This is a genomic window from Lutibacter sp. (assembly GCF_016342705.1).
GTDB lineage: Bacteria > Bacteroidota > Bacteroidia > Flavobacteriales > Flavobacteriaceae > Lutibacter.
In genome coordinates this window covers 47,044-59,811 of the sequence record NZ_JAEINV010000005.1, presented here as the reverse complement: position 1 = coordinate 59,811, position 12,768 = coordinate 47,044, and the positions used below count along the sequence as shown (strand labels likewise).

At 29.5% G+C, this 12,768-nt stretch carries 12 protein-coding genes; 3 read left to right on the top strand and 9 right to left on the bottom strand.

Going from position 1 to position 12,768, the window contains the following annotated elements; all coding sequences use genetic code 11:
- Together JEY78_RS06135 and JEY78_RS06130 are read left to right on the top strand one after the other, a co-directional pair.
- Entirely contained in the window at positions 1–2,067 is a 2,067-nt protein-coding gene (locus JEY78_RS06135; protein ID WP_291848104.1) for a DUF5689 domain-containing protein, read from the top strand.
- A gap of 191 nt (positions 2,068–2,258) precedes the next feature.
- Positions 2,259–2,594, top strand: a complete 336-nt coding sequence (locus JEY78_RS06130) for a hypothetical protein (protein ID WP_291848101.1) — start codon at positions 2,259–2,261, stop codon at positions 2,592–2,594.
- 62 nt (positions 2,595–2,656) lie between these two features.
- On the opposite strand, the gene JEY78_RS06125 is transcribed toward JEY78_RS06130, so the two are convergent.
- Entirely contained in the window at positions 2,657–3,628 is a 972-nt protein-coding gene (locus tag JEY78_RS06125) for an endonuclease (protein WP_291848098.1), read from the bottom strand.
- Positions 3,629–3,723: 95 nt separating this feature from the next.
- Here JEY78_RS06125 and hflX point away from each other — a divergent pair, with 95 nt between their 5' ends.
- On the top strand, positions 3,724–4,935 hold the full coding sequence (gene hflX / locus JEY78_RS06120) for a GTPase HflX (RefSeq protein ID WP_291848095.1): 1,212 nt from the start codon (positions 3,724–3,726) through the stop codon (positions 4,933–4,935).
- Between the two features lie 4 nt (positions 4,936–4,939).
- Here hflX and JEY78_RS06115 read toward each other — a convergent pair whose 3' ends face one another.
- The 8 genes from JEY78_RS06115 to JEY78_RS06080 all read right to left on the bottom strand — a co-directional run bounded on the left by JEY78_RS06115 (position 4,940) and on the right by JEY78_RS06080 (position 12,745).
- On the bottom strand, positions 4,940–5,653 hold the full coding sequence (locus JEY78_RS06115; protein ID WP_291848092.1) for a LytTR family DNA-binding domain-containing protein: 714 nt from the start codon (positions 5,651–5,653) through the stop codon (positions 4,940–4,942).
- Positions 5,650–6,762: a sensor histidine kinase gene (locus tag JEY78_RS06110; protein WP_291848090.1), complete on the bottom strand. Its 1,113-nt coding sequence runs from the start codon at positions 6,760–6,762 to the stop codon at positions 5,650–5,652. The genes JEY78_RS06115 and JEY78_RS06110 overlap by 4 nt, the downstream gene beginning before the upstream one ends.
- A gap of 92 nt (positions 6,763–6,854) precedes the next feature.
- The gene (locus JEY78_RS06105) at positions 6,855–8,294 is read right to left on the bottom strand and encodes a CotH kinase family protein (protein ID WP_291848087.1); all 1,440 of its coding nucleotides are present in this window, start codon (positions 8,292–8,294) and stop codon (positions 6,855–6,857) included.
- A 2-nt stretch (positions 8,295–8,296) separates the two neighbouring features.
- Positions 8,297–8,998, bottom strand: a complete 702-nt coding sequence (locus tag JEY78_RS06100) for a DUF2490 domain-containing protein (RefSeq protein WP_291848083.1) — start codon at positions 8,996–8,998, stop codon at positions 8,297–8,299.
- A 14-nt stretch (positions 8,999–9,012) separates the two neighbouring features.
- A complete protein-coding gene (locus JEY78_RS06095; protein WP_291848575.1) occupies positions 9,013–9,573 on the bottom strand; it encodes a DUF4956 domain-containing protein in 561 nt (186 codons plus the stop codon).
- A gap of 225 nt (positions 9,574–9,798) precedes the next feature.
- Positions 9,799–10,218, bottom strand: a complete 420-nt coding sequence (locus tag JEY78_RS06090) for a hypothetical protein (protein WP_291848080.1) — start codon at positions 10,216–10,218, stop codon at positions 9,799–9,801.
- 270 nt (positions 10,219–10,488) lie between these two features.
- The gene (locus JEY78_RS06085; protein WP_291848077.1) at positions 10,489–12,228 is read right to left on the bottom strand and encodes an FAD-binding protein; all 1,740 of its coding nucleotides are present in this window, start codon (positions 12,226–12,228) and stop codon (positions 10,489–10,491) included.
- Positions 12,212–12,745, bottom strand: a complete 534-nt coding sequence (locus JEY78_RS06080; protein WP_291848074.1) for a ferric reductase-like transmembrane domain-containing protein — start codon at positions 12,743–12,745, stop codon at positions 12,212–12,214. Before JEY78_RS06080 ends, JEY78_RS06085 begins: the two co-directional genes overlap by 17 nt.
- Positions 12,746–12,768 lie beyond the last annotated feature (23 nt).

The window sequence follows — 12,768 nt, the reverse complement described above, 5'->3', positions numbered from 1 at the left end:
ATGAAAAATAATAAAACTATAAAATTTACAACTTCATTAGTACTCTTAATTAGTGTTTTTGCAGGTTGTGTTAAAGACCAGGACTTTTCAACTCCAAATGTAGATTGTGATGAGCCTCTATTGCAAGTTACAAATACCATTTCCCAAGTAAAAGACATGTACACTTTTGGCGGCGCAACAGTAATTGAAAATGATGTAATAATTGAAGGTTATGTAGTTTCTAGCGATAAATCTGGTAATATTTATAAATCAATTTCAATTCAAGATAAGCCAGAAAACCCAACATCAGCAATAAAAATCTCTATTGATGAAACCAATTTATACGCAAAGTATGAAGTTGGTAGAAAAATTTATGTAAAACTAAAAGGTTTAGCTGTTGGTTATAGTTTTGGAAGTGTTCAAATTGGGAAAGCAGTTGCGGGAGAATTAGGTAGAATTTCAAGCTATGAAATAAATAATTACATTATTCGCTCTTGTGAAGTTGCTGCTATTGTTCCTAAAAAAGTTATCATTAATGAGTTGAATGAAAGTATGTTAGAAATGTTAGTTGAAATTGAAAACATACAATTTAAAACAGTCGATATTGGTCAAGCTTACGGAAATGTTGGTAATACAGCTACTGTAAATAGAGTTTTAGAAAGTTTTGATAACAATTGTAATTTGGTTGATGAGGTAATTGTTAGAAATAGCGGCTATTCAAAATTTAAAGATGAACTATTACCAGAAGGAAAAGGAAGTGTTGTTGCTATTTTTAGTAATTATTATGAAGATTATCAATTGTATTTAAGAGATACAGATGATGTTCAATTAACGCAGCCACGTTGTGATTATTCAAATGTGTTAACTCCAACAAAAACAATTTCAGAAATAAAAGCGATGTACACCGGAGCAATGATTGAATTTGGTGTTTCAACAGACTATATTGTGGAAGGTTATGTGGTTTCAAGTGATTTGAATGGGAGCTTTGAAAAGAAATTAGTAATTCAAGATAAGGTTGAAAATCCAACTGCAGGAATTACTATTTTAATGGATAATGATGCTATTTTTGAGCAATTCGAAATTGGCGATAAGGTTTTTGTAAAACTGAACAAGTTATATATGACCAAAGTTGATGGCGTTTTAACAGTGGGTTATCCGAATGGAACAAAAATTGCAGCCATTGAAACCGAAGCAATTGGAAGTTTTATTTATAATAGTGGAGAAAATAAAGCTATTCTTCCAACAGAAATTAATATTTCAGATATTTTAAATGAACAATATCAAAATACATTGGTAAAAGTAACAGATGTGCAATTGGTTCAAAATGAACTAGGCAAAGCATTTGCATTTTTTACTGGAGATAATGATGGAAGTAGAACTTTGGAAACTTGTGGAGAATCATTTAAATTAATTGTTTTTACTAATGGTAATGCAAATTTTGCAAATCAATTATTCCCAAAAGGTCACGGCTCAATTGTTGGTGTTTTAGGTGAAAATATAGAAATTAGATCGGTTGATGATGTTCAATTTGAAGCAGCTTATGAAGTTTGCGAAGTAATTATTCCAAAAATAATGATTACTGAAGTTGCTGATCCTATTAATAATGTGTCTGCTCGATTTGTAGAGCTATTTAATGCTGGAGATTCGGAAATTAATTTATCAGGATGGAAGTTGAATAAATATGTAAATGGATCAGTGAATGTATCAAGCGGTGCTATTGATTTAAATGGAATTACCATTTCAGCAGGCGGTTTTGTGATAATTGCAAATTCAGATTATAAAACGGTATTTAATGACATTCCTGAAATTGAATCTACATATATTTCCGGAAATGGTGATGATGTTTATGAGTTGGTGGATAACTCTGGTGCAACAATAGATATATATGGTGTAATAGGTGAGGATGGAAATGGAACAAATTGGGAATATTTGGATGGAAGGGCTGTAAGAAATTTAGATATAATTGAGCCAAATTCTGTCTTTGAAATTAGTGAATGGACAGTTTATTCAGATGCAGCAAATAATTTGATTTCTTACCCAAATTCGCCGAAAATTGCACCAAATGACTTCTCTCCAAATTTAAGATAGTGTAAAAAAATGTACAAAAAAACTAACAAAACGTAAAATAGAATATAAAAAATATCTATAAATTGCGAATAATGTAATACTGGTGAAAAATCATTTCAAAAGTAGCAAATCTAACCTTAGCTTAAAAATAAGCCTTTTTAGTCGTAAATTTGAAGTATAAAAATTAGACATAAAAATTAAAGCTAAATAGTATGAAAAACGTAAAATTATTTTTAGTAGCATTTGCAATAGGAACTATAGGTTTATTTGCTAACAATATTGAAACTCCAAACGTATCAAAAGATGAAATCAGAAAACAAATTGTTGAACTTTTTGATTCTTCTGAGCTTTCTTTTGAACAAAACTCTTATGTAAATATTACATTTACTTTTAATACAGAGGGAGAAATTATTGTTTTAAAAGTTGATTCAATGAATGAAAATATTTTAAAATTTATTCGTGAACAATTAAATCACAAAAAATTTGATAAACCAGGTAGAGTAAATAGAGAATATACAATGCCAATTAACGTAGTAACCAAATATTAAATAACCAAAAATAGTAATGAAAAAACTCAAGCCTAGTGCTTGAGTTTTTTTTTTAAGAAATATTAGTTCTTTTTTAAATACACATAAACAGGAAAATGATCGCTAATACCTCCTTGATACCATTTTCCTATATATGTTCTAAACGGATTTCCTTTATATTTTCCTTTCCATTCTTTTAAAAAATGTTCATCAAAAACTTCTGCATATTTAAAGGAGTGTTTATTTTCTTCAATTTCAATAAAGTTTTTTGTAAAAATAATTTGATCAAACAAATGCCATTTCTTTTGGTAATTTAAGGTTCCGTGTCCAGTACTTATTAAACGTTCCATTGGATTGTAAAAAGTATCATTCACCAAATATTTTTTAACGCTAATGTTTGTTGGGTCATCATTAAAATCGCCCATTACAATTATTTTAGCATTATTTGTTTCATAATTAATTTGATGCACAATAGATGTTACCAATTCTGCTGCTTTAATTCTTTTTTCTTCAGAAACATCTTCACCACTTCTTCTAGAAGGCCAATGATTTATTAAAATATGCATTAATTCACCATTAAGATTTCCTTTTACTAGCAGTACGTCTCTAGTAAAATCGCGTTCACCATATTCGTTTTCAATATTTAAAGTAAAGGTTTCGGAATGTAATAATTCAAACAACTCTTTTTTATACAATAAAGCTACATCTATTCCACGTTCATCAGGAGAATCATAGTGCACAATTCCATAATGTTCATTTTTTAAATTAATTGTTTGTATTAAATCATTTAGAACGATATCATTTTCAACTTCTGCAACACCAATTATTGCTGGTGAAAAAAACGACCTTTTTGTTCCTATTTGAGAGATAACATTACTTAATTTATTTATTTTTCTTTTATATCGTTTAATATTCCAATGCTTTTTTCCATTAGGTGTAAAATCATCGTCTAAAATTAATGGATCTTTTTTTGTGTCAAACAAATTTTCAAGGTTGTAAAATGCAATGGTATAGGCTTGTTTGTTTTTTCCTACCGATTTAAAAAATGAAAACATAAATAATATATTAAAAGTCCAAAATACAAAATTAGATTTACATTAGTATTGTATCTTTGCAGCAAATAGTTAAGTACAAAAATTTCATTTTGAATATGATTGAAGAAAGAAAAGTTACATCTGAAGAAGCCGTTTTAATAGGAATTATAACGCAACATCAAACAGAAGAAAAAACTAATGAATATTTAGATGAATTAGAGTTTTTAACCTTAACTGCTGGTGGAGTTGCGGTGAAAAGATTTGTGCAAAGATTAGAAAGTCCAAATCCTAAAACATTTATTGGTAAAGGAAAGTTAGATGAAGTGAAAGCTTTTATGGAAACGCACAATATTGAAACAGCTATATTTGATGATGAACTTTCTTCAGGTCAATTAAGAAATATAGAGAAAGTGTTAAATTGCAAAGTGTTAGATAGAACCAATTTAATTCTAGATATTTTCGCTTCTCGTGCGCAAACTAGTTATGCACGTACGCAAGTTGAATTGGCACAATGTCAATATTTATTGCCACGTTTAACGCGTTTATGGACACACCTTGAAAGACAAAAAGGGGGAATTGGGTTAAGAGGACCTGGTGAAACTGAAATTGAAACGGATAGACGTATTATTCGGGAAAAAATTGTTTTGTTGAAGGAAAAATTAAAGGTAATTGACAAGCAAATGGCCGTGCAACGTAAAAACCGTGGAAAAATGGTGCGTGTTGCATTGGTCGGTTACACCAATGTTGGAAAATCTACCTTAATGAATGTGGTGAGTAAAAGCGATGTTTTTGCTGAAAATAAATTGTTTGCAACGTTAGATACTACAGTTAGAAAAGTAGTTATAAAAAACATTCCATTTTTGTTAACGGATACTGTTGGTTTTATTAGAAAATTACCTACACAATTGGTAGAATCTTTTAAATCTACGTTAGATGAGGTTCGCGAGGCAGATTTATTATTACATGTTGTAGATATTTCACATGCTAGTTTTGAAGATCATATTGCATCTGTAAATAAAATTTTAGATGAAATTAAGTGTTCAGATAAACCAACAATGATGATTTTTAATAAAATTGATGCGTACGAACCAGAAGTTATTGAAGCCGATGATTTAGTGACTGAAAAAACAGAAATTCACTATACATTAGATGAATGGCGTAAAACTTGGATGAATAAATTAGGTGATAACTGCCTGTTTATTTCCGCTTTAAATAAAGAAAATTTAGAAGAGTTTAAAGAAAAAGTTTTTGAAGAAATAAAGAAAATTCACATCACTCGTTTTCCGTATAACGACTTTTTATACGAAGAATATACGGATGAAGATTAAAAATTTACTGTAAAAAATTCTTTTCAATAAATTGGTGAAAAACATCTTTATATTGTTCACTTATAGGAATATACGTTTTATCAAATACAATTCTGTTTCTTTCAATTGTGGAGATTTTTGTTAAATTAACAATGTAAGATCTGTGTACACGCATAAACTTGCTTGAAGGTAATTGTTGCTCTAAAAGCTTCATACTTAGCAAAGTCATAATTGGTTTTTCAACTGTTAAATGAATTCGAACATATTCGCGCATTCCTTCAATGTAGGTGATGTCATCTAATTTTACACGTACAATTTTATATTCAGACTTTATGAATAAATAATCGTCATTACTTTTTATTTCTTCAGCAGCATTTTGTTTTAAATCGAACCATTCTTTGACTTTGTTGGCTGCTTTTAAAAACGAAGCATAATCAATAGGTTTTAACAAATAATCTAAAGCATCTACTTTAAAACCTTCTAAAGCATATTCACTATAAGCCGTAGTGAAAATAATTTTTGGCGGATTTTTTAATGATTTTACAAAATCTAATCCGTTTAAATCAGGCATGTTAATATCAATAAAAATCAAATCAATAGTGTTTTCCTGAATAAAAGAAAATGCTTCAATTGGACTTTCAAAATTGCCTTTTAATTCTAAAAAGGGTGTTTTATTTATATAACTAACCACTTGTTTTAAAGCTAATGGTTCATCATCAATTGTTATGCATGTAATCATAGTGGTACGTTTAAATTTATCATGTAAAATTCCTTATTTTCATCAACATTTAAAGTGTAATTTTCGCTGTAAATAAGGTCTAATCTCTTTTTAGTGTTTTCAATTCCAATTCCTTTTGTTTCATTTGTTTTATTGAAATTAGGATTGCTATTTTTAATTATAAAAATTAAATTTTCTTCTGTAAAACTCATTTTTACTTCAATAAAAGAAGTTGAATTATAACTAATTCCATGTTTAAAAGCATTTTCAATTAATGAGGTGAAAAGTAGTGGTGGAATTAATTTTTCTGGAATTACGGTAGGAATATCTACTGTTATTTTTACTTTTTCAGAAAAGCGTAGCTTCATTAATTCAATATAACTTTCAATAAAGGATATTTCTTTTTTTATGGGTGTTTTTGTACCTTCAGAATCATATAATAAATGACGCATTAGGTTAGAGAGTTTAATAATAGAGGTTTTTGCTTGTTCAGAATCAATATCTACTAATGCGTGAATATTGTTTAAAGTATTCATAAAAAAGTGCGGACTTACTTGGTTTTTTAAAATAGCCAATTGGTTTTCAACACTTTCTTTTTCAAGTTTAAATTTTTCTTTTTCTAAACTAGACCAACGCATAGAAATTTGTAATCCAGTATCAAAACCAACCAATAAAACGGCTAAAATTAAAAAGTTTATTGATGGAGGAATTGGCTGAGGTGCAGATTCTGAAGGTCTGATATTTGGAGGTGGCATTCTATCAAAACCTCTTGGAGGCTCTGTTAATAATCCTGAATTTTCAATTCCTTCTGGTCGTGGTCTTTTTTGTGTTGGAATGTCATTAAAAAAATGAATATTAACAGCAAAAAGGACTATTATTGAAATGGTACTCAAAAAATAACCAACTCTTTTTCCTTTAAAAAAAAGCCTAGGTAATAAAGCAAAACGATTGATGAAAAACAACACTAATAAAGGTAAAAAGTTTAACCAAGCAGTTTGTACTTTTTGCCACTCAATTTGGTCTTCAAATCGTCCAAATAAGAGAGGAGATGCAAATAATAATGCCCAAAAGGCAATAATTATTAAAGGCTCAAAATAATTGAATTTGTATTTTTTTTTAATTAAGCTCATCGTTTAAAGGTTTCTATCTTTATTCTATTTTAAAAACACCTTTGTTTATACAATTTATGATTTAATGTATAAACAAAGGTATTAAAATCAATTTATTTTAAATAAGTTGTTACTGCACTTGCTCTGCTGCTTGCATGAGATTTTATGGTGCTAATTCCAGAATAAAATGAACTGCTGCTACTTAAAAAGGAGTATCCTTTAACTTCTGTTGTTGCGTATGGTTCTATTAAATCTGCATAAGTATCATAAACACCTTGAATGTATGTTGTTTCAAATGGGCCATCTATAGTTGCTTTTACATAGGCGTCATATTTTGCTTTGTAAACGCTGTCTGCATATAAATAGGATATTAATGGCCAATCACCAGAAAGATTTGAGAAATTTAAGTTTAAAGCACCTTGTTGTTTTCCTGATTGTAAAGCTTCATTATTATCCCAAGGAATCCAAGTTAGTTTATTAGTAGAAGGATTGTTATATAAATAATAGTTGTGTTCCATTCTACCATAAGTATCCCAATTTTGAATTACTGTATTTACAGCTAAATAATTAAGAAATACATCTGTGTCAAAAACAGCATCTAAACCTGCTCTCCAAGCTGCAGGATCTGTTGTTCTAGTGCTAGCGTGTAAGGCACTAAATACTGCTTTAACATCGCTCCAATCAGCTTCATCTTCGTTTGTTTTCTTTTCAAATCCATCTTCATTAAAAGATCCGTTTGCAAAATTTGCACCATCATCTTCAGGTTTGTATAAATTTCCATCACCGCTTGAAAATTGAGTGTCAATAACTGTATCATCAATTTCTTCAACCAATGTATATAGTCCAAAATATTGTGGTCCATCACCGTAGTCAACATATAAGGTATAAAACGAAGTGTTTGAAACAGCTAAACCAGCATTTTTAAAAATTTCTGCTGCAACTTTTTCTCTTAATAAAGCATCGTCATCATAATTATTTTTTAAACTAAATTTTTTGAAACCGTAAAAACGTTGATTTTTAATTTGTGGATAATCATCTTCATATTCATCAAAATCTAATTTAAAAGAAAGTTTTAAAATTCCTGATTCCCAGGCTGATGATAAACTAGAATTTCCTTTAAAACGAATACCTACTTTATACCATTCTTTTCCGTTATAAAATACAGAAGCTGGAACAAAAATTGGGTCTTCATCAGAAAAACTTGTGCCACCACCACCAGGGCCAGAATTTGATGACCCAAAGGTTCCGTAAAGGCTTGTCATATCAGTTAACATGGCTTTCCAGTTAGTGTTTGATACTACAAAGTCTAATCTTTTTACAACAGTATTATCAAATACTTCTGTGTAATTTGGGTCTGCATCTTTGCTGTGAGTTTCGGTTGTCCAATCTGTTGGTGTAAAGTCTAAATCGTCTACAACTGCGTCAGTTGTCTCAGTTGTTTCAGTTGCATCTGCATCAGAAATTGTTTCATCATCAGAACAGCTAATATGCACATAAGATGCGATAGAAATTGCAATAAAAAGTAATGCAATTTTAATAGTTGAATTTTTCATGTTTAATTGTTTTTAAAAGTGTATTTATATTTAAGTCCTATTACATTTAAGGAATTTGGATTTGTTGAATTAAGTTCTTTTTCAAATTGATAGTACAAATTTATTTTTCCATATTTTTTCAAATCGTAATCAGTTCCTATAGATAATCTGTATTTATCAAACCCATTTTCTTCATTTTTTTCGAAGTGATTAAATAGTTCTGCAGAAAATTCAGGATCTAATTTCCAATTTTTAATATTATAGCCTATTGAAGTTTTTAATCGAATATGTTGGTTAGCATAGTCGCCTTCAGATGTGCTAATTCCTAATTCATTTTTATTTTGATAACGAAGTCTGTATTTAAGTGAAAACTGATCAATTTTATGTTTATAAGCTGCATCTAATTGAAATCTGAAATGATTTTCATATCCTTGAATTTTTCCTTCATTATCATTTTCTTTAATGAATCTTGCAGCAGCGCCAATTGAGAAGTTTTTTGTTAAATCGTACTCAGTGCTTATTTCTGTAAAATATTCATCTATTTGCGATATGTTTTCTTTTAATCTAAGTTGTTCTTCTAATCCGAAACTTAATTTTTTATTGAATTTATATTCCAATGCTAAAGTAGACCAAGACCCAAAATCATTGTTGTTTTGAGTATAACCAATACTTGAAATTGTTATAGACAAAATAATTAGATATGCTTGAAGTTTTATTTTTTTCATGGGGTGATTTTTAATTATGGTTTTCCGTTGTAATAGTAAATTGTAACCTTTGAAGTATTTTTTAATAAATCTAAATCACCAATTGTAACTCTATTAATAGTTAACCCAGTTTTTTTCTCTAAATCTAGTTTTAACAAACTATAATTTTCAGGTTTTACATTTTCAATATTTCCGTAGGTAATTTTTTTAGAGACTTCATGTTTTAAATGCCAGAATTTTTCTAGAATAGTTAGTACAAAAATTATAAGTGTATTGGCGATTAAAATTTCTGAATAGCTCATTTTTTTGTTAGCTAATGAATTAATTACAGAAACGCCAATAACTATAAATAAATAGGTCATTTCTTTTATGGGAATAGCATCAGTTCTGTACCTAATAATTCCAAAAATTGCAAAAAGTCCAAGCGCCATACCAATGTCTAAATTGTATTTTTTTAGGGTAAAGCATAAGAAAAATACTATAAGACTAATCATATAATAAGTAAATAAATAGTCTTTTCGTTTTGAATTTTTATAATATAAAAACCTAATTATGATAGTTAGAAAAAATATGTTTAAACAAAATCTAAAAAGCATTTTGTAAAAATCTTCATCAAAAATTGGGATATCTAAAAATTCCATAATTTAGTATTTGTGGTTTTGTTTATTTGAGAACAAAGTAAATGGATATGCAAGGTTTTAAGAAAAGAAATCAACGAACTGGCTTTTTTTATCAACCAAATAAAAAAATCCCCACATTTTAAAGAAATTAAAATGTGGGGAAAATTTAACCAAACTTAATTATTAACTCAAACTGATATTTTAATGCTTATTCAAATCACTTTTTATTTTTTTCATAAGATTTTTCTTTAAAAAAGAAGCGTATTTTATTTGTTGATCTTTTGTTAAAATGGATTTAACTTTATTTTCAAATGAAGTTTTTAAAGATTCCATTTCATTTCTATCTGGTCTTCCAGCACTTGTTTTTTCTTTCACTTCTTCAAAATGTGCAGTATATAATTTTAAAACTTGTGCTTCTTGTTCATCACTTAAAAGAATCTCTTTTGATAAATCACTAACCATAGTTTTAATTTCTTTTGCTGTTGGTAACGCAGGAGGTCCTCCTTGTCCACCTCTTTGCTGTCCGTCACCTTGTCCACCTCTTTGTTGTCCACAAGCTGTTGTTGTAATTACTAATACTACAACTAACATTTTCCAAATTTTGTTCATTTTTAATTTCATTATTTTATTTTTAAAAGGTTGTTATTTAATCATTTGCTGAAACAAAGAAATGAAATGAGTGTATTTTTAGAAACTAAAATCAATGTACTCAGGTATTTTATCAACCAAATTCGGATACTTTAGCACTAATAACTTTATAAACTTTAAAAAACTTATACTTTATTATTGATGAAAATGGTTTTACAAAACGGACAAAAAAAATCGGCCTATGACTGACCGATTTTTTCAACTTAATTCAAACCAAAAATATTAATTATTTAAATACTACTATTATACGGGCCAAGTATTAAAAGGTTGTTTTTCAAACTGCATAGTTCCATCTTCACCTTTAAAAATATTTATCCAAACATTCCAATTTTCATAATCTACTTTGGGATAATCCAAACGGTAATGGCTACATCTACTTTCAGTTCTCATAATAGATGCTTTCAATTTCATTTCAGCAGTAACAATCATATTTGCTGTTTCATGTACCAAACGCAATTCATGAAAATTCTTTGCTCTTAACATTGGTAAATGATGATCTCTTAATTCTTCAACATAAGCCAAAGCGCCTTTTAATAAGTTTTCCTTTTTTATATAAATTATAAAGTTAGGAATCATAATTCCTTGTAATGTTTGCGTAACCCAAGCAGCGCTGTAACCAGCTTCACGTTTTAATGGTGCTAAAATTTCTTCTTGAATTTCTTTTATTTTACTTGAAGAAATACTTGCTGTTTTTACAGTTTTACTATACTTAGCAGCAGCTTTACCTGCAACAGCTCCTTGAACTGCAGAACCTGCTAATGAAGAACCAATTTGCGTGTAAATTGCGCCAGCCATATAAGACCCTAAAGCATCACCTGCAGCAAATAAACCTGGAATGTTAGACTCGCATTGATCATTTATGGGAACTATTCCCTCAGCTTTGTGAATAGACATTCCGGCAGAAGAACCACCAACTACACTACCTCCCATTCCTGGAGGACCTCCTTTACCTTCTTTTCTTGGAGGTCTTTTTTCACCTTCTTTTTCTCCACCCGGATGACCGCCAGCATTGTTAAATTCCTCTGGTCTATATGGGCCTCCTACCACTGTGTTTTCCTGTTTTCCCATTCCTGGAGGTCCCATTTGTGCAGCGCCACCATTTATATATGCAGTATAATTCATATCTATGCCTAAATCGTGACGAATTTCAACACTTGTGGTTTCAGGCTTTTTCTCAAACATATCTCCCCAACCATCATAACAGGCTGCTGCATTTTCAGATTTTGCAGGATGTCCATCGTTCCATTCTTTACCTGTTACTTTTGCACCAATGTTGTAAGCCATTATAGTGCCATCATGCGTTAAATCGCAAATAGGAAATCCGTTTGGTTTAAAACCACCTGCTCCTGTACAAAGTATCACGCTCTTTGCTTCATAAAAAATAATTTTTTCAGAATCTAAACTAAATCCTGCAGCGCCCACAATTTTATTATTTTCTTTTATTAAATGTGTTATTACTACACGCTCTTGTAGAGGAATATTGCGTTCGTTTATGGGTTTACTAAAGCTTTTGTTGTACAATGAAGAATCAAAAAATCCCCTTTGTTTTAATTCATTTACTCTATCTAGTGAATGTTCTGCTAATTGTTTTGTGTAAGCAGGATTATTGGTTCCTAGAGCTGATCTTGATACGGCTTGTGCAAATTCATCAATGCTTAATTTTTCTTTTTTAGGAACATAGGCAAATATTCCTTTAGCAAAAGGGGTTTGTCCAGAAGCTCCTAATCTTCCTTTTGAAACCATTAAAACTTTTGCTCCGGCATCATGTGCTTTTACTGAAGCAAAAAGACCTGCCATTCCACCTCCAATTACTAAAACATCGGTGCTTATTTTATCAATATTTAAGGAGTCTACATCAATTTCTGGGTTATTTGTTGCCCAATCAGTTGGTAATCCCATTGCTGCTAATGCCGAAAAACTTGCTGCTCCGCCAGCTAATGTTATAAATTTTCTTCGAGAGATATTGTTAATTAATTCTTTCATTTTTTGGAGATTTAAATAGGTAGGTTTTTAGCAGATATATTATTCCGCTTGCTACCATTAATACATAATAAATTGAGAGTGGAGTATTGCTGTGGCGTCCAATATTAATTACATGCCAAGTTGCTGTAATTACAAATAGCATTGTAAAATAGCCATGTAAACTTCTCCAAGTTTTATATTTTAAATGTAACTTAAACCTAAAGAATGAGGTAATTAATATTACAATTATACATACATAGGCTATTAAACCTAATATAACACCCAAACTACTGAAAGTTGTAATTAGTTTTAAAAAGGCATCAACAGGTGCTACAGTATTATCTAAAAACTTTGGCACAATAATAAATATTGGGTGAAAGAGTAGTATTATTATAAAAGTGTATCCAATTATTTTGTGAATTTTCAGCACATTAACCATTCTAATATCTTTTACCAATTTTTGATTTATTCTAGTTAAAAAAAATTGTGAAAGAAATAAAGTAAATCCCAGAATTGTAATGATTGATAATGTTTCCATTAAAAAATTACGTTTTGAAAAAT